19 protein-coding genes are annotated in these 20,499 nt (G+C 65.0%); 5 read left to right on the top strand and 14 right to left on the bottom strand.

The window, feature by feature from the left end; all coding sequences use genetic code 11:
- Positions 1-38: 38 nt before the first annotated feature.
- Both ACSLGO_RS11835 and ACSLGO_RS11830 read left to right on the top strand, forming a co-directional pair.
- Positions 39-452 carry a LexA family protein gene (locus ACSLGO_RS11835; protein WP_325787205.1) on the top strand — a complete coding sequence of 138 codons (414 nt, stop codon included), beginning with the start codon at positions 39-41 and terminating at the stop codon, positions 450-452.
- The gene (locus tag ACSLGO_RS11830) at positions 445-1,770 is read left to right on the top strand and encodes a Y-family DNA polymerase (protein WP_436401179.1); all 1,326 of its coding nucleotides are present in this window, start codon (positions 445-447) and stop codon (positions 1,768-1,770) included. The genes ACSLGO_RS11835 and ACSLGO_RS11830 overlap by 8 nt, the downstream gene beginning before the upstream one ends.
- 44 nt (positions 1,771-1,814) lie before the next feature.
- On the opposite strand, the gene ACSLGO_RS11825 is transcribed toward ACSLGO_RS11830, so the two are convergent.
- From ACSLGO_RS11825 to ACSLGO_RS11795, 7 genes are all read right to left on the bottom strand, one after another.
- On the bottom strand, positions 1,815-3,410 hold the full coding sequence (locus tag ACSLGO_RS11825) for a Na+/H+ antiporter (RefSeq protein ID WP_325787201.1): 1,596 nt from the start codon (positions 3,408-3,410) through the stop codon (positions 1,815-1,817).
- An 83-nt stretch (positions 3,411-3,493) separates the two neighbouring features.
- Entirely contained in the window at positions 3,494-4,096 is a 603-nt protein-coding gene (locus ACSLGO_RS11820; protein ID WP_091604314.1) for a GNAT family N-acetyltransferase, read from the bottom strand.
- Between the two features lie 60 nt (positions 4,097-4,156).
- Positions 4,157-4,753: a DUF1992 domain-containing protein gene (locus ACSLGO_RS11815; RefSeq protein WP_325787200.1), complete on the bottom strand. Its 597-nt coding sequence runs from the start codon at positions 4,751-4,753 to the stop codon at positions 4,157-4,159.
- A gap of 26 nt (positions 4,754-4,779) precedes the next feature.
- Positions 4,780-5,769, bottom strand: a complete 990-nt coding sequence (locus tag ACSLGO_RS11810) for an aldo/keto reductase (protein WP_436401178.1) — start codon at positions 5,767-5,769, stop codon at positions 4,780-4,782.
- Positions 5,770-5,904: 135 nt separating this feature from the next.
- The gene (locus tag ACSLGO_RS11805) at positions 5,905-6,384 is read right to left on the bottom strand and encodes a YbaK/EbsC family protein (RefSeq protein ID WP_152274635.1); all 480 of its coding nucleotides are present in this window, start codon (positions 6,382-6,384) and stop codon (positions 5,905-5,907) included.
- Between the two features lie 90 nt (positions 6,385-6,474).
- Positions 6,475-7,350: an aldo/keto reductase gene (locus tag ACSLGO_RS11800; RefSeq protein WP_436401177.1), complete on the bottom strand. Its 876-nt coding sequence runs from the start codon at positions 7,348-7,350 to the stop codon at positions 6,475-6,477.
- A 68-nt stretch (positions 7,351-7,418) separates the two neighbouring features.
- Positions 7,419-7,988 (bottom strand): CGNR zinc finger domain-containing protein, encoded by a 570-nt coding sequence (locus ACSLGO_RS11795; protein WP_091604299.1) that lies wholly within the window; start codon positions 7,986-7,988, stop codon positions 7,419-7,421.
- Positions 7,989-8,014: 26 nt separating this feature from the next.
- On the opposite strand from ACSLGO_RS11795, the gene ACSLGO_RS11790 reads away from it, so the two are divergent.
- Entirely contained in the window at positions 8,015-8,227 is a 213-nt protein-coding gene (locus ACSLGO_RS11790) for a hypothetical protein (protein WP_152274637.1), read from the top strand.
- Here ACSLGO_RS11790 and ACSLGO_RS11785 read toward each other — a convergent pair.
- From ACSLGO_RS11785 to ACSLGO_RS11775, 3 genes are all read right to left on the bottom strand, one after another.
- Complete coding sequence (locus ACSLGO_RS11785) at positions 8,224-8,913, bottom strand: M15 family metallopeptidase (protein WP_263126960.1); 690 nt, start codon at positions 8,911-8,913, stop codon at positions 8,224-8,226. The genes ACSLGO_RS11790 and ACSLGO_RS11785 overlap by 4 nt on opposite strands.
- A gap of 61 nt (positions 8,914-8,974) precedes the next feature.
- Positions 8,975-10,363, bottom strand: coding sequence for a flavin monoamine oxidase family protein (locus tag ACSLGO_RS11780; RefSeq protein ID WP_436401176.1), 1,389 nt, complete (start codon positions 10,361-10,363; stop codon positions 8,975-8,977).
- Between the two features lie 113 nt (positions 10,364-10,476).
- Positions 10,477-10,908, bottom strand: coding sequence for a hypothetical protein (locus tag ACSLGO_RS11775; protein WP_436401175.1), 432 nt, complete (start codon positions 10,906-10,908; stop codon positions 10,477-10,479).
- Positions 10,909-11,080: 172 nt separating this feature from the next.
- On the opposite strand from ACSLGO_RS11775, the gene arfB reads away from it, so the two are divergent.
- The gene (arfB, locus tag ACSLGO_RS11770) at positions 11,081-11,503 is read left to right on the top strand and encodes an alternative ribosome rescue aminoacyl-tRNA hydrolase ArfB (protein ID WP_436401174.1); all 423 of its coding nucleotides are present in this window, start codon (positions 11,081-11,083) and stop codon (positions 11,501-11,503) included.
- A 193-nt stretch (positions 11,504-11,696) separates the two neighbouring features.
- A complete protein-coding gene (locus ACSLGO_RS11765; protein WP_436401173.1) occupies positions 11,697-16,271 on the top strand; it encodes a metallophosphoesterase in 4,575 nt (1,524 codons plus the stop codon).
- 99 nt (positions 16,272-16,370) lie between these two features.
- Here the strand turns inward: ACSLGO_RS11765 and nrdF are convergent, their stop codons facing one another.
- The 4 genes from nrdF to nrdH all read right to left on the bottom strand — a co-directional run bounded on the left by nrdF (position 16,371) and on the right by nrdH (position 20,432).
- Complete coding sequence (nrdF, locus tag ACSLGO_RS11760) at positions 16,371-17,345, bottom strand: class 1b ribonucleoside-diphosphate reductase subunit beta (RefSeq protein ID WP_091604277.1); 975 nt, start codon at positions 17,343-17,345, stop codon at positions 16,371-16,373.
- A 39-nt stretch (positions 17,346-17,384) separates the two neighbouring features.
- On the bottom strand, positions 17,385-19,523 hold the full coding sequence (nrdE, locus tag ACSLGO_RS11755; RefSeq protein ID WP_176697597.1) for a class 1b ribonucleoside-diphosphate reductase subunit alpha: 2,139 nt from the start codon (positions 19,521-19,523) through the stop codon (positions 17,385-17,387).
- Complete coding sequence (nrdI, locus tag ACSLGO_RS11750; RefSeq protein ID WP_386887128.1) at positions 19,520-20,068, bottom strand: class Ib ribonucleoside-diphosphate reductase assembly flavoprotein NrdI; 549 nt, start codon at positions 20,066-20,068, stop codon at positions 19,520-19,522. Before nrdI ends, nrdE begins: the two co-directional genes overlap by 4 nt.
- Before the next feature lie 118 nt (positions 20,069-20,186).
- Complete coding sequence (gene nrdH / locus ACSLGO_RS11745; RefSeq protein ID WP_091605847.1) at positions 20,187-20,432, bottom strand: glutaredoxin-like protein NrdH; 246 nt, start codon at positions 20,430-20,432, stop codon at positions 20,187-20,189.
- Between the last annotated feature and the right edge of the window lie 67 nt (positions 20,433-20,499).

Raw genomic sequence — 20,499 nt, 5'->3', positions numbered from 1 at the left:
CGAAAGTATGTTCTAAAAGCAGCGGAGGTGCCCGGCGGATGCCTGTCTTCAATGTCTCCGGCAGTTCACGCTCCGCTTCGGTGTCCGACGCCGATGCCGCCTCCGGCTTTCCCAGTCCCTCACGTGATTATTTCGACGGGCGCATCGACCTCAACCGGCATCTGATCCGGGACGTTACGTCCACCTACATCGTCCGGGTTTCCGGGGACTCAATGTCCGGCACCGGAATCAGTGACGGAGACGAACTCATTGTGGACCGTTCCCTGACGCCCCGTGACGGCTCAGTGGTTGTCGCCGTCCTGGACGGGGAGCTGACAGTGCGCCGCCTCAGGCTCACCGGCCGGGGCATTGTCCTGGCTGCTGAAAACGCGGAGTACCGGGACGTAGCCGTTCCGGACCCGGCGGCGCTGACCATCTGGGGTGTCGTGACCCGCTGCCTCCACCATGTCTGAGCATCCGGCCGGTGGCGGTGTCCGCTCCCCCGCAGGGCAGCTCCATCGGATCGCCCTGGTGGATGTCAACAGTTTCTATGTCTCCTGCGAGCGCGCCTTCGACCCCCGGCTGGAAGGCGTGCCCGTCGTCGTGCTGTCAAACAATGACGGCTGTGTGGTGGCCCGCTCCGATGAGGCGAAAGCCCTGGGAATCAAGACCGGGGAGCCCTGGTTCAAGCTGGCCGAAGCTGCACCGCATCTTGGCCTGATCCAGCGTTCAAGCAACTACGAACTTTACGGAGACCTGAGTTCCCGGGTCATGGAACTGCTGGGCCGGTACGCCCTGTGGCAGGAGGTCTACTCCATCGACGAGTCCTTCCTGGGCCTGGCCGGCACGCCGCGTGAACTCGATACGCAGGGCGCGCGGATCCGCGCCGCGGTAGCCCGCAATACCGGCCTGCCCGTTTGCGTGGGCATCGGGCCCACCAAGACGCTGGCCAAGTTCGCCAACCGGATCGCCAAGCAGAACGGGCACCTGAACGGGGTCTGCAACCTGGACACCATGGACCCCGGTGCCGTAGCGACGATCATGTCCCGGGTTCCGGTCACCGGGCTCTGGGGCGTGGGAGCCAAGCTGGGCAAACGGCTCGAAGCGATGGGCATCCGGACCGTCGCGGACCTCAAAGCCGCCGATCCGTCTGTGATCCGCAGCCGTTTCTCCGTGACGCTGCAACGGACCGTCCTGGAACTCAACGGCACGCCGTGCCTGCCGCTGGAAGAGGAGCGCGCCGACCGGCAGCAGCTGATCTTCTCGCGGAGCTTCTCCGTGCCGGTGACAACTGCGGCTGAGATGAGGCAGGTGATGAGCATCTATGCCCAGCAGGCGGCGTCCCGGCTGCAGCGCGAACACCAGCAGGCACGGGTGCTCACCGCCTACGCCGGGACGTCGCACTTCAGCCACAAAGCGGCGTCGTTTCCTTCCGTCACCGTCAAACTGCAAAGCCCCACCTCGGACCCGGTGGTACTGACCCGCGCGGCGGTGTGCGCGCTCGAAGACCAGATCGTTGAAGGCGTCCCCTACACCAAGGCGGGAGTAATGCTCAGCGGCCTCTCCGATGCGGGAGCCCAGCCGGTCCTCGATGCCTTCGTCCCGGAGCAGGAACACCGCCACCTTGGGGAGCTGCTGGGCAAGGTCGCGGACAAATACGGCTCCGCCAGCATAGGACTTGGCGTGGCGGGGATGCCCAGTGCCCGCCCGGAATGGACCATGTCCCGCAAGTACTCCTCGCCGCGCTACACCACGGTCTGGGATGAGCTTCCGGTGGTCACAGCACGCTGAGCCGGAGGAGCCGGAACCACGGACCGGGCCCGGCTGCGCCCGGATCAGTCGTCGCGGTCCGGCTGCGTCAGGCGCAGTTCCTCCACGTCCAGCCGCGTCTCCAGCATCCGCAGCACCCGGTCATCGATGGTGCGCTCGTCCCGCAGCGCCAGCACTACCGTGCGTTTGCGCTCCAGCAGCGCCAGCCGCAGCTCCGTCTCCTGCTGCCAGTGTGCCAGCGCCGGCGCCGGTTCCCCCGCCGGCTGGGCGGCTCCGTCCGCCCGCAGGACTTCCAGGTGGTGCCGGTACTCATGGGTCACCCGTTCCACCACCCGGCCGTCCGTGCCCAGCCTGGCCGCGAGTTCCGGCAGGGAAGACAGGCCGTCCTCGGCGGCCCGCACTTCTGCCAGGCGTCGTTCCTCCTCCAGCCGCGTGTCCTGGGGCAGCCGTGCCCACCGGACGATCACCGGCAGCAGCGGGCCCTGCACCGTAAGCGTCACCAGGATGACCCCTGCTGTCACGAAGATGATCTGCCCCCGGTCCGGGAACGGCGTACCCGCGGCGGTGAGGGCCGGAACGCCCAAGGCCGCTGCCAGGGACACCGCACCACGGAAGCCCGCCATACCGCTGAGGACACGGGAGCGGTTACTGACCCGGCGGAGTTTCTGCGACGGACGCCGATCGATCATCCTGATCATGTAGGTGGTGACGAACAGGAAGGCGATGCGCACCACCACCAGCACGATCGACACTGCGGCGACCGCCACCAGGCCCACGGCGATCTGCGGCCCGCTCAGCAGCCGCACTGCCACGTGCAGCTCGATGCCGATCAGCACGAAGAGCGCGGCGTTGAGCATGAACGTGGAGAAGGACCAGAAGGCCTGCGACTGGCGGCGGGCCAGCGCGGCCGTCACCCGCGGACCGGCCTGGCTCATGATCAGGCCAACGACGACGACGGCCAGCACCCCGGACCCGCCCGTCTCCTCAGCGAGCAGGAAGGCCGCGAAGGGGGTGATGAAGGTGGCGACGTTGTTCAGCACGGGATCCTGGATCCGGCGGCGCACCCAGATCCCGGCCCACGCGACCAGCAGCCCCGAGACGATGCCGCCCCCGTAGGACAGTGCCAGGATCCCTGAGATGGAAAGCGGCGTATAGTCGCCGTCACCCGCCACGATCCCCACGGCAACGGCGTAGATCACCAGGGCCGTGCCGTCGTTGATCAGGCTCTCGGCCCGCAGCACCGTGACATTGCGGTGCGGCAGGCTGCGGGCCAGGACGGCCACGGCTGTGGCATCGGTGGGAGCCAGCGCGGCGCCGAGGACCCAGGCCGGGCCCCAGGGCATGCCCAGGGCGTTGGCCGTGAAGGCAACGGCCGCCGCAGTCACCAGGACCAGCCCGGTGCCGGAGAGGACAATGCCGCGCAGGTTGCTGCGGATCTCCCGCAGGGACGTGGTGAGGCTCTCCCAGTACAGCAGGGCCGGAAGAAAGAGCAGCAGTACCACTTCCGGCGGCAGTTCAACCTGCCGGAACGCCGGCACGAACCCCAGGGCCACTCCCCCGGCCAGCAGCAGCAAAGGGGCGCCAATGCGGAGCCGTTCCGCGCCCAGCGAGCAGGCCAGGATGGCAACCCCCAGGGCCACTACGAGTTCCAGACCTAGCACGGGCCAACCTTCCGTCGGGCACTTACGGCTGGAGGGACTCCCTAAAGTGTGCCGAGCGCGGGCAGCCCCGTCGAGGGTGCGGCCTAGGCGGATACAGCCTCGACGGGTGCGTCCGGAGAGCGCAGCATTGACCACACCGGCGGGCCGCCGTCGGGCATCTCCGAGACCGCCCACACCTCGAACCCGAACCGGCGGTAGAAAGCCACGTTGGATTCCGAGGAGGTTTCAAGGGCTATGGTCCGTCCGGGACCGGCGGCCAGCACGGATTCCAGAAGCCCGGTACCCTGCCCGCTGCCCTGTTCCCGGGGAGCGACGCCGATGGTCGCCAGGGTCCAGGCCCCGGGCGGCGGCTCAGGCAGGGCATGCGCCAGGTTCCGCACCGATTCGCCGTGCAGGGACGCGAGTTTCTCCTGCAGCTCAGGGGTCAGGGGCGCGGGGTCGAGCTCCGCCAGGTCCGGCGGAAGCAGGACGGCGACGGCGGTTCGGCCCTCATTGGCCCACACCTCTCCGTGCGGCAGGGCCAGATGCTCCAGGTAGAGCCGCTGGATGGCGGCCGTCCGGGCCTCCCGGCGCTCGCTGTCTACGGTCCAGCGGGTCCAGGCATAGTCCGCGAAGGCCTCCGCCAGGACCGCTGCCAGGTCCGTTATCTCCGCTGCGGAGGCGTGCTCCAGCCGTACTGCTCCCATGGTCCTGCCTTCTGTGTGTCTGTGTGTTTCACGTTCGTGCCCGGGCAACCGGGCGGGGTTCTACTGCGCGCGGTTCCTGGCCCGGCTCCACCAGCGACGGCGCCACCAGGGACGGCTCGGCTCGGGCGCCGGCTCGGGGGTAGCTGCACTGCCCCGCCGTTCCTGCCAGCGCTGCACTTCCAGTTCCACGTCCCGCAGTTTCGTAATGACGGGCGGGCCTCCCAGAAGCTGCCTACGGGCTTCGATGATCCGCTGGTTGAATTCTTCCACGGTTTCCCTTACCTGCACTGCGGAGGACCTGGCGTCCAGTACATTGTCCAGCTCCGCATCCTCGACCCGCAGCAGCAGGGCGGGCGGTCCCAGGCCGCTGATGTTCTCGCGCTGGATCAGCCCCTTGATCCACCAGTCGGGGTCGTTGGCTTCCGCAAGGTTCGGGAGGGGTTTTCCGGCGTACTGCAGGTTCTCGAATTCCCCGCGCAGCATGGCATCGCGGATCAGGTAGTCAGCCTTGTCAGCCGGATCCACCTGCTCCTTCCGCCGCCGCAGCGCCGTCTCCTCAGGCGTCTCGCCATCCGCTTCAGCAGGAACTCCTGCCGCACGTATCCTGGCGGCCCGTTCCATCCGGCGCCGGTAGGCGTCGGCCCCACGGTTGCCCATTGCTGCGTGTCCTCCCGGTCCATTGGCTAACGGTCGATCGTTTTCTCCAGCTCTTCAGGGTAGCGGGCGCCTTGAACCGGTATGCGGGCAGCGGCGTCGTCCAGCGCTTTTATGTCCTCTGCGCTGAGGCCCACGCTGGTGGCCCCAAGGTTCTCTTCGAGCCGTTCGAGTTTCCGGGTGCCCGGAATCGGTACGATCCAGGGTTTCCGGGCGAGCAGCCAGGCCAGGGCGATCTGGGCGGGCGTCGCGTCCTTGGCCCGGCCCGTGGCCTCCAGCAGTTCCACGACCGCCCGGTTCGCTTCCCGGGCCTCGGGAGTAAAACGTGGCAGCTTGCCGCGCATGTCACCGGAGGCGAACTGGGTGGAGGGGGAGATCTTTCCGGTGAGGAATCCCCGTCCCAGCGGGCTGAAGGGCACAAACCCGATGCCGAGCTGTGCACAGGCCGGCAGGACATGTTCTTCCGGCTCACGCCACCACAGGGAGTATTCGCTCTGCACCGCAGTGACGGGCTGGACCGCATGGGCGGCACGGATAGTGCCCGCGGAAGCTTCCGACAGCCCGAAGTGCTTCACCTTGCCTTCGGTGATGAGCTCCTTCACCGTTCCGGCAACATCCTCAATGGGAACCTGCGGATCTACCCGGTGCTGGTACAGCAGATCAATGTATTCCGTCCCCAGCCGCCGCAGCGAACCGTCCACTGCTTCCCGGATGTGTTCCGGACGGCTGTCCAGGCCAACCTGACGTCCGTCCCGGTTGATCTTGAAGCCGAACTTGGTGGCCAGGACCACCCGGTCCCGGAACGGAGTTACGGCTTCGCCCACCAGCTCCTCATTCGTGTAGGGGCCGTACACCTCGGCGGTGTCAAAGAGCCTGACACCGCGGTCGAACGCCGTGCGGATCAGCTTGATGGCCTGTTCCCGGCTGCCGGACGGTCCGTACCCCTGGCTGAACCCCATGCATCCCAGCCCCAGCTCGGATACCTTCAGGGCGGACGGCCCCAGTTCGCGTGTCTTCATCCTTGTCCTTCCGCTGCCCGGACGCCTCAGCGCACGACGCCGGCTGGCTGGCTGCGGTCCGTCTCCTCTGGTCTGCCTACCACCCTGCGCCCGCCCGCCGGCGCCGTCAACAGGCCGCAGGCGGCGCATTTGATCTCAGTCGACCTTCACCACTGTGCCGCCGGTCAGCCGAACGAGCTCCGCAAGGTTTGTCCGGAACACCGAATACGGCGTTCCCGCGGCGACCCACACCGCGGGATAGCCGCCCAGGTCCTCGTCGATGGCGGTTTCCACGGGCACGGGGTGCCCGAGGGGAGCAACGCCGCCGATCTCCTGGCCCGTTGCCTCCCGCACCTGCTCCGGTGTCGCCCGCCTGATCTTCTGCTTGCCCAGGCGCTGGGCCAGCGCCGCCGTGTCCACCCGGTGCGCACCGGACGTGATGACCAGGAGGGGCGCTGAGTCCGCCATGAACACCAGGCTGTTCCCAATCGCTCCCACCTCACAGCCCAGCGTCTGCGCTGCCTCGACGGCGGTCCGCGCGGATCCGTCCGTCACCACTACCTGCGCTGCCGATCCGCGCTCGGTAAGCGCCTGTTCAACCCGTGCCGACGCCGCGGCCCACTGGGGATTCTCCATGGCCGTGAGACTAGCAAAGCGCGGCGGAGCGGCGTCGTACTGTGTCCTCCCGGGACGGTATCTTTCCGGGACGGTGCCGTGCGGGCCGTGTCAGCTCCGGGTGATGGTTCCCGGATCGGGGCCGGCGCGGACACCGGTGTCCAGGGCGCTGATGTCGGAGAGTTCGGCGGCGCTCAGGGAGAAATCGAAGAGGTCGATGTTCTCCGCGATCCGCTTGGGGGTCACCGATTTGGGAATCACGCAGATGCCCAGCTGGATCTCCCAGCGGAGGATCACCTGGGCAGGTGTCTTGTGGTGAGCCGCGGCGATGCGGACGATCACCGGGTCATGCAGCGGGTCCTTCGGCGCTGCCCCGGATCCGTGCCGCCAGTACCGGGTGACGCCGCCGATCGGCGACCATGCCTCGGTCAGGATACCGTTCTCCAGGTTGAAGGCGCGCAGCCCGGGTTCACTGAAATAGGGGTGCACCTCTATCTGGTTTACGGCCGGTACGACGTCGGTGCGCGCAAGCAGGTCACTGAGCTCTTCCGTCCCGAAGTTGCTCACCCCGATGGCCCGCACCCGGCCCTGTTCGTACAGGGTCTCAAGCGCCCGGTAGGAAGCTACGGTGAGGTCGAAGTCGGACGGCAGCGGCTGGTGGAGCAGGTACAGGTCCAGCACGTCCAGGCCCAGCCTGCCCATGCTGGCGTCGAAGGCACGCAGGGCCGCGTCATAGCCGTAGTCATCAACCCAGAGCTTGGTGGTGATGAACAGTTCGGCCCGGTCGAAGCCGGACTGGGCGAGGGCAGCGCCCACTTCGGTTTCGTTGCGGTAGGCAGCTGCAGTGTCGATGAGCCGGTAACCGTTGGCCAGCGCGGTCTCCACCGCAACCGTGGTCTCCGCCGGGGCGCTTCGATAGACACCGAAGCCCACCGCATCCAGGACCACGCCGTTGTTCAGGGTCAGCTTGGGCATGATGGCATTCATCGAAAAGCTCCTAGCGTGCGCAGGGTCTGGCTTCCAGAATCCCGCACTCTGCCGTCCCTGCACAGCCTTCAGCGCCCGGGACGGGACCGGCCCGCCGACGCGGGCCAGTTCTGCGCGGCCCGGTGCCGGCGGACGGCTGCCCGGTTGCCGCAGCGGACAGAACAAAACCGCTGGCGGCCGTTGCGGGTGACGTCCACGACGACGTTGCGGCATGGATCCCCCGGGGCGTCACCGGCTTCGCACCGCTTCAGCCGGGTCATTCCCCGCGTGGTCAGGTGCAGGGCCGTTCCCACGCTGAAGACTGCCAGCAGCACCCCGGCCAGGGGCTGCCCGTCGTCGCGGTAGTGCAGGTGCCAGCCTTCCTGGTCATGGTCGGTCAGCCGGGGGTAGGCCGCAGCGTCCTTCATCAACTCGTTCAGCAGTTCGGCGCGGAGGGCTGGGGTGCCGGCGTCCACCACGTCCAGCCACCGCTGGATGACCCGGTGAACCGCTTCGTGGTCCCCAGGCGCGTGGGGAAAGTCCATGGTCATACCGTGTTCGCGGGTCCGGGCGATGATGCCCGCCCGTGATTCCGGCCAGTCGTTGGCCAGCGACGCCGCCAGGAGGACAGCGTACTCGCCGTAAGGGTTGAGATGCATATGAGCATTACAGCATGCTCGGAGGCATGAACATCGATCTGGACCGGCGGACACCGCCGCAAGCCCCTCCCGCCGCCTGCGAACACGGGTGGGTGACGGCATCCAGACACGCGACCTCGCAGGGTGTCATCGTCTATGTGCGCTGCGTGCGCTGCCGCACCCACCGGGTGGAGCTGGCTTCTCCCGAAGCCGCGATGCCGGCGCGGGCACTGAGCCGCCCGGTGCGAGGCGCGGTCTAGTAGTTCGGTGCCGGCGGCAGGCCGGCGAACTGTTCCAGGGTCTGGCCGGAACGGTGGAGCTTGGCGGCGAGCTCGGTCCCCACGAAGCGCAGGTGCCACGGCTCGTACGCAAATCCGGTAACCGGTGCGGCGCCGTCGGGGTACCGGACCACAAAACCGTACCGGTGGGCGTTGGCGGCAGCCCAGGCCCCCGCCGGTGTCGCTTCGAAACAGGCCTCGAGGGCGCAGGATCCGTCCGCGTTGCCAATGTCCACGGCGAGCCCGGTCTGGTGTTCGCTGTATCCGGCGCGGGCCGAGATGCCGTCCGCTGTCTCAGGCCCGTAGCTGGCTGTGTACGAGTCATGGATGTGAGCCTGGTCCGCGGCCGTGCGGTAGCCGCTGACAGCCGTTATACCAACGCCGGCGGCAGCCGCGTCAGCGTTCAAGCGGCTGAAGGCACCCGCTGCCTCGGGACGCAGAAGCACGCCCCCGGCGTCGTGCAGTTCCGCCGGAACGTAGGCGGGATCGGCCAGCGGCCGGTTCTTGTTGACGACGACGGCGAGGCTGGAGGGCGAGTCGAAGTCCAGCTGCGCTGTTTGCGCCGCTGCCTGCTGCGCCTGGGATTCGAACCACGAGAGATATCCCAGCAGGCACAGGCACACACAGCCGATGAGGGCGATGTGGGTCTTGACGAGCTGGCGCGGCATTTGTTCCTCCCCTGCAACTTTCCCACAATCCGGCAGGGCGGAGCAGTACCGACGCGGATATTCACGGCGCGCGGAACGACGCCTGCAACGGTTCAGCCAGGGATTCGTACGGCACTTGCGTTCCGAGGATCCGTTCCGCTGCCCGGTGCCCCGAGCAGAGGGCAGCGTTGACGGTGGCTGGATCTTCCTCCCAGGTGGCTTCCCCGGCCAGATGCAGCACGCCGTCGATGGGCGCTGCGATGAGCGTGTGGTCCTCCCCGGTGCATCCCCGCGCCATGTAGGCATAGGCACCGCCGGCGAACTCATCGCCCTGCCAGTCGGTGATCCGGGCGTGCACGGGGGAAGGAATTTCGGAACCGTATATTTGCTGCAGTGAATCCATCACCGAGTCCACCACGCGTGCTTGCGGCCACCCCCGAATCTCCCGTGCGCACTCCCCCGCCGCGAAGGTCAGCAGCGTGGGTTCACCGGAGATGGCAGTGAGGTCATACCAGGAATGCCACCAGCTGGCAGCTTCGCCCTGCCGGCGGACCGCATACACGTCCTCATCCCAGAACCGCTCCGGGAAGCGCAGGAAGATCTTCTCGAAGGTGTTCATCCGGAACTTCGCAACCGCGCCCGCAACTGTCTCCGGCAGCGGCGGTTCAAACGTGAGGCGGCCTGACTGAAGGACACCGACCGGAACCGTGATTACCGCCTGTGCCGCCGCAAAGGTTCCCGCGCTTGTCTCCACGACGACGCCGGATCCGTTCCCCGCTGCTCCGGGCCGCAGGACGCGGGTCGCTACATGCCCAAGCCGTACGTCGAGCCCGGCCGCAAGGTTGTATGCCAGCTCGTCGTATCCGCCGGGGAAGACCACCTCGTCGCCGAGAATGACTTCGTCTTCCAGGCCATGCGCATCGAGCAGGTGCGAGTCGGCACCATACTGTTCCTCGGAACGGTGATCGAGGTATTCGATGACGCGCGCCGCCCGCTCCGGGTCCCAGTTGCCGGCCTCGGCCACCTGCCCGACGGCGGTGCGCGCCGCTGCTGCGTAGCTGGCGCCAGGCGGCGTGACCTCGATGACGGCGGCAAGCTGGTCTTCCACGCGGGCGGCGTCTGCGATGAACTGGCCGGCGGCGCTGTCGGAGAGCCGGGCGCCGTCGGGCCCGTAGTATGCGATGGGCCGGCCGCCCGGCTGGTAACTGCCAACTGTGAACTCGACGTCGGCCATCCCGAAGGCACGTGTCAGCGCGTGCAGCGGGCCGCCGTCGATCCCGTGGATCCAGGATGCGCCGAGGTCCGTGACCCGGCCGTCGAGGCGTTCGGTGTGCAGCCTGCCGCCGATCCGGTCCCTCGCCTCAAGTACCACCACGCGGTGTCCACTGGCTGCCAGCAGCCGCGCAGCGGTAAGGCCCGACACTCCTGCCCCCACAACAACCGTGTCAAATTCTTCGGCCGGGATAGTCACGTTCAAACTCGCTTTTCAGATTCCGGAAACACTATTCGAACCTCACAGTAATGCGGCACCGGGTGAGCCTGGCTATTCAGCGTCATCTGTTTCAGTGGTTGGGCAGCCGGGGATCATCCCTCTGCCATGAGGTCCACGTAACGGCCACCCAGCTGATAGGCAAGGTCCTTCAGTTCCTTCTCGCCGGGAGCCGCGGTTCCGGGCCGAGGCAGCACGTGCCAGTTGGCCCCTTCGGCCATGCCCTCCGGTCCATTCTGGCCGTTGGGCAGCAGGTTCGAGACGGTGATCCGGTCTTCCTCATTTTCGTAGCGGACAATCTGCAGCGCCTCGGAGCACATCGCGTACTGCGGAAGGTATCCATCGAAAACGATAGTCGTTGGCTCCGCTGCCGCTTCAGGATCGCAGCCATACAGTCCGTTGACGGCGGCCAGCAGCTCATCCGCGGAGCCGAATCGTGACAGCTGCACGTCCGGCGCGGGTTCCCCGGCGGCGCCGGATGCGCAGCCCGCGAGCAGCGCCGCTGCTGCCAGAAGTGTTCCAGCCACAGAATAACCAGTGTGCCCTCTGCTCATATCCAGCGTCTCCCCCCTGAGATTTCGGTGCCCTTCACTGTGGCATGCGCAGGTCCTGCCCTCTGTCGGTCCCCAGCTTAGCTGCAGGCTCAACGGGCATGTGGGGCCTGACGCAGGGAACGAGCATTCGTGCGACGCTGGTGCCATGGACCTATCGGTATCGCCTGCGCTGACGATCCCTGCCTCGGAGCTCGTCTGGCGCTTCTCCCGCTCCTCCGGACCTGGCGGGCAGCACGTGAACACCACGGACAGCCGCGTCGCGCTGTCCTGGAACGTTGCGCATTCCGCGGTGCTGTCGGACGCGCAGCGGGCAATGCTTCTCCAGCGTCTGGGGCACCGCCTGATTGCCGGATCACTGGTTGTGACGGCGTCGGAACAGCGGTCCCAGCTGCGCAACCGCGAGATCGCCCTGGCAAAGCTCGCCGAGACGGTGGCACGCGGGCTGGAACGTGGCCCTGCCGTCCGCCGCCGTACCAAACCCACACGGGGATCGAAGGTTCGGCGCCTCGACGCTAAGAAGCAGCGGTCAGCGACCAAACAGCAGCGGCGGAAGCCGATGGGCGATTAGTTTCATGGCCCTGCTGCTGTCCAGGCAGAACCGGATGAAGGCGCATACCTCCCATTGGTCTTTTGTTCAGCTGCAGGACACGTTCCATCCCTAGGCTCTGGGAATCACCCGATCCTCTCCTAGGAGTCCTCCCTTGCCGCAGTCCCACTGCCAACCCGTGCCCGGAAGGTGTGGCCGGAATTCTCTTTCCTCCGTGACCGCCGTGTTCCTGGCTGCCGCTGTTACCGCCGGTTTCCTGACCACGTCAATGGGCGCAGCGGCCGCTGCCCCGGCGCCCGTTTTACCCGCTTTGATGGTCACCGAAATCGCACCGGACAACACCGGATATGACAACTTCGAATTCTTTGAGGTCCTGAACACCACAGGCACCGACATTTCCGTTGGAACGGCTGGAGCCCAGCTCTCCTACACCTACACCGATTCCGATGACCAAAGCCGGGATGTTCCTCTCTCGGTTCCGGACGGAACAGTGATTCGGCCTGGCCAGGCAACCGTGTTCTGGGTCCAGTATCAAACAGCGACCGTAGACACTGCCGGGAGGACCGACGCCGACTTCCGCTCTTACTACGCGTCTTTGGACGGGACGGCTCCGGGCGGGTACCCCCTGGTTAGGGTGTCCGGACAGGCCGGACTAGCCAATGGCGGCGAACGCGGCATCCGGGTCTCCGATAATGCCGGCCAAAGCATCAGCTGGTCCTACTACCCTGCCGGCTCGACCGGCATTGACGTTTCCGCCCATTTCAGGCCCGGAGACGGCGGCACGCCTGCACTTCGCGTTCTCGGTTCCGGAGTTCCCACCCCGGGCGCGGTAGATCCAGCCGCACTGGAGCCAGCCGGCCCGGCCCCCGGGCCGGCTCCGTCCGAGCCGCAGCCAACACCTGCTCCGGCCGAACCCGTACCCGTTCCGTCCCCAACCGGAGTGCCTGCGGAACCGAACCCGGCGGAGGGCGCTGAACTTCAGATCACCGAGCTCCTCGTGGACTCACCGAATGTGGGCGGCTCTGACGGATACGAGTTCATCGAGGTTTACAACCCCACCAGCCGCGCCATCAACTTCGGCGACTATCAGCTCCGCTATCTCTACCCGCTGGAGGACCTTAGCAACTCCAGCATCACGGACTGGCCGGCCAGCCCCGGCAACGTCTCGATCCCCGCCGGCGGCACCCTCGTGTTCTGGATCAAGAACGGCCCCAACGATGGCATGGACGCCGAAGAGTTCAACCGGATCTACGGCACCACCCTGGCCGCCGGCACCGATATCGTGGAAATCCATACCGGGGGCATGGCGAACGGCAGCGCACGGGGCATCGAGATCACCACCAAATCCGGAATACCCGTGAACCGGGCCTACTACAACCTTGGCGGAACCAAAGACGTCGCCGCGGGCCAGGGGCTGCAGTACGCTGCGGATGCGAAGGACAGGACACGGCAGGCACTGCTTGGCAACGCGGCCCCTACGCCGGGCGCAGTATCCGGGCAGCAGGCCGCCAACCCGCTGCAGGTCCTGCCGCTGGACGGGTCGGCACCGGAGATCACTGATGCCACATCGTCCACCTTCGGCGCCGGCACCGAGCTGACCATCGCCGCTGAAGCCCGGGACAACTCGATAGTCCGCAGCCTGACCCTTTACCTCAAAAGCAGCGCAGACCAGGACTTCACCGCCATCAACCTCCAGGCTGCCAATCCCGGGACGCCGTCCAGCCTGCAGTTCACCCACAAAGTGGCGGCGGCCGACCTCACCGGGAAGAAGTGGTACGAGTACTACCTGGTAGCCAGTGACGGGGGCACTACCTCACAGACTCAGTTGCGCCGCATTAATGCCGAAGGCGCGGACAACGCCCCTGTCCGCCTGAACCTCGAAGAGGGTCAGTTCGTTTCGGGTACCACCACCGTTGCCGCCGCGGCGGACCAATACCCCTCTCCCGTACAGCTGGACATCGACGGGACGACGGTGGAGAGCACCGACCCGGCGCTCGAAGACGAACCGGTTTTCGCCTTTGAAGCCGCCGGCGTCGATACCTTCTTCCGCAACGGTGTCCTTGCCGGAGAAGACATCCTGCACATCTTCGACGACGGAATCTATGAGGGCTACGAAACCATCACCGTTTCCGTACCGCTGTCCAAGGTTTCTCCGGGCCAGGACACGGTCCTCAGCGTGTACTCAGGCACGAAGGCGGCCCCCGAAATTGATCCGGATGAAAACAATGACGACTTCCAGATCAAGAACCTGAGAATGATCCTGCCCGATGGCCGCACCCTGTACCCCGCCGGGTACACGGACCCCAACCGGGTGCTGAACATGGGCGACAGCGCGGGCAAGCTCGACTTCTTCGATGCCTCCTTCACAATCCCGGAGAACGCGTTCACCGCCCGTTCCTATGCCTGGGACACCACGGCCGTTCCGGACGGCGGACACAACGTCAGCGCCGAAATTCCCGGGTACTCACTCATCCGCACCGTCAGGGTCGACAACACCGCACCGGAGCTCACAACAACCATCGAGGAGGGGCAGGATTACCAGGGCGCCTTCACCATCGACGCCTCTGCTTCGGACGCCGGGTCCGGCGTTGACTCCATCAGCGCCCTCCTCGACGGGGAAACGATCCCGCTCCCCTACGAGACGTCGTCGCTCACCCTCCAGGCCGGATCCCATGACCTGGCCATTTCGGGCCAGGACAAGGTCGGCAACATTGCCCAAAAGACCATCCGGTTCACCACTCCGGTGGAGCAGCCCTCCGCAGAGGAACTCTCCCCCGCAGACAACACCGCGGTCGACGGCGGTCCCGTCACGTTGAGCGCCCGCGTCACGGACCCCAGCGCAGACCACCTGGACGTGTGCTTCCGGGAAGGCTACCGCCTCGCCCCCGGGACATCATCCGTAGCGTCGTACCGCGGCACCACCAGCACCGCCGCCGGTCTGGACAGATCAGCGAAGACTCTGCTGGATGAGCGGGAACTGCAGAAAATCACCGGCTCTGACGGAGTGGAATCCGAGGTGTCTTCCAGCAGCGAATTCCCGTACCAGCTCTTCGAAGTCACCGTCCCGCCGAACGCAGGAACGGACTACACCGCCAGGCTCGAGTGGACCGGATCGGCCAATCCCGATGCCAAGGTCCTGATGTATGTACTCAACAGGACCAGCGGTGCGTGGGAAGAGGTGGACCGCCACGTCACCACCGGAGCCAGCGGCTCGTCCGCCTTCGACCTCACGGCCATGGTTCCGGCAGCGGAACACGAAGCGGAGGGGAAAATACAGGTTCTAATTCAGCACTCCGAAGGATTCGCCGGGGCGGACCGGTCCACCCGGTCCACTGTGGTGGAGCCGGCCTACTCTGAGGACACGCCCCGGAACGAATACGACTTCACGCTCGGCTGGGAATCGGATACGCAGTATTACAACGAGACCTTCTACGAGCACCAACTGAACATCCACCGATATTTCCTGAACCGCCGCGATGATCTTAACCTGCAGTACGTGTTCCACACCGGCGACATCGTCGATGAGTCGGACAAGCAATACCAGTGGGAAAACGCAGACGCCGCCTACCGGCAGCTGGACCAAGCAGGACTGCCGTACGGGGTGCTTGCCGGAAACCACGACGTCGGACACAAGACAGGAGACTACGGAGCCTTCTCCAACTGGTTCGGCGCCGGCCGGTTCAACCAGAACCCCTGGTACGGCGGCACGTACCAGGACAACAGAGGACACTATGACCTCATCACCGCCGGCGGAATCGACTTCATCATGCTCTACATGGGCTGGGGACCTGCCGACAAGGAAATCGACTGGATGAACAGCGTCCTGGAGAAATACCCGGAACGCACCGCAGTGCTGAACCTGCACGAATACCTCCTAACAACCGGCGGGCTGGGGCCGGTTCCGCAACGGATCCAGAACGAGGTCGTTGCGGCAAACCCCAATGTGGCCATGGTCTTCTCCGGCCACTACCACGACGCCTACACCCGGGTGGACGAATTCGATGACGACGGCGACGGCACCACCGACCGGAAAGTCCATCAGATCCTGTTCGACTACCAGGGCCTGCCCGAGGGCGGTCAGGGATTCCTGCGCCTCCTGCACTTCGACAACGCCGCAGGGGACGTCACCGCCCGCACCTACTCGCCGTCGCTGGACCAGTACAACTCGAACGATCCTTCGCTGGAACCCCACCATCAGGAATTCACCATGAGCTATTCGGACCTGGGCATCGAGGTCCGCACCAAGGAACTGGCCACCGATGCGTTCTCAGTGGACATTCTCTCCACTGCCGACATCAGCTGCCAGACCGGTGTCGAGAGCGGATCGCTTGTTACAGCAACCTGGGCCGATCCCGGCGAAGGCGAGCGGGGCTGGTACGTGGAGACGCGTGACCCCCATGGTGCCGTGCACTACTCACCGGTGAACCTGCTGTCCTTCAACCAGGGGCCGGTACCCGGCCCCACGGATCCTGCTGATCCCGTGGATCCAGGGAATGGGAACGACGGCGGCACCGGGAACGGTGGTGGCACGACGCCCGGTCCGGGTACCGGAGGGATGGGCCAGGCGCCGGACACTTCGGGCCCGGGAACGAATACCGGAAGCGCAGACCCCGGGCAGGCTGGCGGTATTCTGCCGTCTGCCGCATCGGACACTTCGAACGGCAGCGGCGCACTGGCCGCAACCGGCGTCCAGCGGGGATGGATGCTTGCTGCTGGAGCAGGACTTCTGCTGATGGCAGCTGGCACTGTTCTGCGGTTTGCCAAGCGGGGCCGCGCCGCCGGTAACTGATTTGTCTCCGGCATAAAACAAGGAGGGCCGCCTATCCGGGATTTTCCCCGGATAGGCGGCCCTTTGCCGCTTGCGGAACGAGTTTGCTCCGGCAGCGTACTAGAAGTCCCAGTCCTCGTCTTCGGTGTTCACGGCCTTGCCGATCACGTAGCTCGAGCCCGAGCCGGAGAAGAAGTCGTGGTTCTCATCCGCGTTCGGGGACAGCGCCGAAAGGATTGCCGGGTTCACGTCCGTCAGGGTGGACGGGAACATAGCCTCGTAGCCCAGGTTCATCAGGGCCTTGTTGGCGTTGTAGTGCAGGAACTTCTTGACGTCCTCAGCCAGCCCGACGCCGTCGTACAGGTCGTGCGTGTACTGGACTTCGTTCTCGTACAGCTCGTACAGCAGCTCGTACGTGTAGTCCTTCAGCTCCTGGCGGCGCTCTTCGGAAACAGTCTCCAGGCCGCGCTGGAACTTGTAGCCGATGTAGTAGCCGTGCACGGCCTCGTCACGGATGATCAGGCGGATCAGGTCTGCAGTGTTTGTCAGCTTGGCCCGCGAGGACCAGTACATCGGCAGGTAGAAGCCAGAGTAGAAGAGGAAGGACTCCAGCAGGGTGGAGGCCACCTTGCGCTTCAGGGGATCATCGCCGCGGTAGTAATCCGTGACGATGTGGGCCTTCTTCTGCAGGTTCTCATTCTCCGTGGACCAGCGGAACGCTTCTTCGATCTCCTTGGTGGAGCACAGGGTGGAGAAAATCGAAGAGTAGCTCTTGGCGTGGACGGACTCCATGAACGCGATGTTCGTGTAGACCGCTTCCTCGTGCGGGGTGAGCGCATCGGGGATCAGGGAGACGGCACCCACAGTTGCCTGCACGGTGTCCAGCAGGGTCAGGCCGGTGAAGACCCGCATGGTCAGCTGCTGCTCTTCCGGCGTCAGCGTGTTCCATGACTGGACGTCGTTGGACAGGGGCACCTTCTCAGGCAGCCAGAAGTTGTTCACCAGGCGGTTCCAGACTTCTACGTCCTTGTCGTCCTGGATGCGGTTCCAGTTGATCGCCTGCACGTGGTCGATCAGCTTAAGCTTCTCGGTCATTGTTTTCCTTGTCTTGAAGAAGTCGAAGCGGGACGGCGGCTACAGCATGCAGCTGACGCAGCCCTCAACTTCGGTGCCTTCCAGGGCGAGCTGGCGCAGGCGGATGTAGTAGATGGTCTTGATGCCCTTGCGCCAGGCGTAGATCTGCGCCTTGTTGATGTCACGCGTGGTGGCGGTGTCCTTGAAGAACAGCGTCAGGGACAGGCCCTGGTCCACGTGCTGCGTGGCAGCGGCGTAGGTGTCGATGATCTTCTCGTAGCCGATTTCGTACGCATCCTGGTAGTACTCCAGGTTGTCGTTGGTCAGGTACGGAGCCGGGTAGTAGACACGCCCCAGCTTGCCTTCCTTGCGGATTTCGATCTTCGACGCCACCGGGTGGATAGAGGAGGTGGAGTTGTTGATGTAGGAAATCGAACCGGTCGGCGGAACAGCCTGCAGGTTCTGGTTGTAGATGCCGTGCTCCATGACCGAAGCGCGCAGGGCGGCCCAGTCGGCCTGGGTGGGAATGTGCACGTTCTCGAACAGTTCCCGCACACGCTCGGTTTGCGGAACCCATTCGCCGTTCACGTACTTGTCGAAGAACTCGCCGGAGGCGTACTTGGACTTCTCGAAGCCGGCAAACGTGCGGCCGGTTTCAATGGCCAGCAGGTTCGAGGCTCGCACGGCGTGATAGACCACCGTGTAGAAGTAGATGTTCGTGAAGTCGATGCCCTCTTCGGAACCGTAGTGAACCCGCTCGCGGGCAAGGTAGCCGTGCAGGTTCATCTGGCCCAGGCCGATGGCGTGCGACTGGTCGTTGCCCTTGGCGATGGACGGAACCGAACCGATGTGGCTCATGTCCGAGACAGCAGTGAGGGCACGGATCGCGGTCTCGATGGTGAGGCCGAAGTCCGGGGAATCCATGGTCTTCGCGATGTTCAGCGAACCCAGGTTGCAGGAAATGTCCTTGCCGGTCTGGTCGTAGGAAAGGTCATCGTTGTACGTGGTGGGCTGGGAAACCTGGAGGATTTCCGAGCACAGGTTGGACATGATGATCTTGCCGTCGATCGGGTTTTCCCGGTTCACCGTGTCCTCGAACATGATGTACGGGTAGCCGGATTCGAACTGGATTTCAGCCAGGGTCTGGAAGAACTCGCGGGCCTTGATCTTGGTCTTCTTGATCCGGGAATCGTCAACCATCTCGTAGTACTTCTCGGTGACAGAAACGTCGGAGAACGGCATGCCGTAGACCTTTTCGACGTCGTACGGGGAGAAGAGGTACATGTCCTCGTCCCGCTTGGCGAGCTCGAAGGTGATGTCCGGAATGACGACGCCGAGGGAGAGGGTCTTGATGCGGATCTTCTCGTCCGCGTTCTCCCGCTTGGTGTCCAGGAACCGGTTGATGTCCGGGTGGTGGGCGTGCAGGTACACGGCACCGGCGCCCTGGCGGGCACCGAGCTGGTTGGCGTAGGAGAAGGAATCTTCAAGAAGCTTCATCACGGGGATGACGCCGGAGGACTGGTTCTCGATCTGCTTGATCGGAGCACCGACCTCGCGGATGTTGGTCAGCGCGAAGGCAACGCCGCCGCCGCGCTTGGAGAGCTGCAGTGCGGAGTTGATGGACCGGCCGATCGACTCCATGTTGTCTTCGATGCGCAGCAGGAAGCAGGAGACCAGCTCGCCGCGCTGCTTCTTGCCGGCGTTGAGGAACGTGGGGGTGGCGGGCTGGAAACGGCCCTCGATGATCTCATCCACCATCTGGGTGGCCAGCTGCTCGTTGCCGCGGGCCAGGTGCAGGGCAACCATGCACACGCGGTCCTCGTAGCGCTCCAGGTAACGCTTGCCGTCAAAGGTCTTGAGCGTGTAGGAGGTGTAGAACTTGAAGGCGCCGAGGAAGGTCTCGAAGCGGAACTTCTTCTTGTAGGCCCGGTTGTAGAGCTCACGGATGAAGTTCATCGTGTACTGGTCGAGCGTCTCGCGCTCGTAGTAGTCGTTCTTGACCAGGTAGTCCAGCTTCTCTTCCAGGTCGTGGAAGAACACGGTGTTGTTGTTGACGTGCTGAAGGAAGTACTGGCGTGCAGCCGCACGGTCGGCGTCGAACTGGATTTCACCGTCCTTGCCGTAGAGGTTCAGCATGGCGTTGAGCTCGTGATAGCCCAGGCCCTTGTAGGCTTCCGGCAGCTCCTTGGAGTCCGTCATGCCGGCTTCTGCGACTGATGTGTCCAAAACTCTTCCAATCCTTGGTTTACCGTGGCAGCGTCCTCCGACGTGCCCATGAGTTCAAATCGATACAAAACGGGGACCTTGCACTTGGCGGAAATGATGTCCGCCGCCAGGCAGTAGTTCTCACCGAAGTTCGTGTTGCCCGCGCCGATGACGCCCCGGATAAGTTCCCGGTTCGACTCGACGTTCAGAAATTTGATGACCTGTTTGGGAACCGCACCCTTGGCTGCGGCTCCCGGCTGCGCTGCCGTTCCACCGTAGGTGGGAAGCAGCAGGACGTACGGCCGGCGCGCCAGTAAAGTCGGCGCGGAGGTCAGCAGCGGAATCCGGGCGGACGGCCGGTTCAGTTTGGCTGCGAACCGTCCGGTGTAGCCGGACGCAGAGGTGAAGTACACCAGGTCTGCGTCAGTGACCGGATTCGGCTCGGGGGAATCCGCGTTCCCGGCCGAGCGGCCCGGGACGTGCAGCCTGCCGGAGCCTGAGGCGGCTCCGGCTCCCGGAATCACGGTTCCCAATGTCATTGCATCCTGCTTCTTTGACAGCGGTTTGGCTTTTCTTGGCGGCTGCGCCTGTACTGCATTCGTGCCTGCGGCCCTTGTGCCTTCCCGGCAGAAGCCTGCAGCGTGCGTCTAGTCCAGGCTAGGCGACGGAGGTGACGCTGGCCTGGGCCAGTTCCTCGATCTTGTCCGGGCGGAAGCCGGACCAGGAGTCCTGATCGGTGATAACCACGGGAGCCTGCATGTACCCCAGTGCCCGTACGCGCTCGAGTGCCTCCGGGTCCTGGGACATGTCGACGCTCTGGTACGCGATCCCCTTCTTGTCGAGGGCGCGGTAGGTGGCGTTGCACTGTACGCACGAGGGCTTGGTGTAAACCGTGACGGTCATGGTGGTCTCCCCTAGGTAATGCTGAAGTCTGTCCATTGATACTACATCCAGCCACTACATCTAGTGC

Origin of the sequence: Arthrobacter sp. IK3 (assembly GCF_051337705.1) — a bacterium.
GTDB classification, from domain to species: Bacteria; Actinomycetota; Actinomycetes; order Actinomycetales; family Micrococcaceae; genus Arthrobacter_B; species Arthrobacter_B koreensis.
This window is presented reverse-complemented; position numbering and strand designations above follow the sequence as displayed.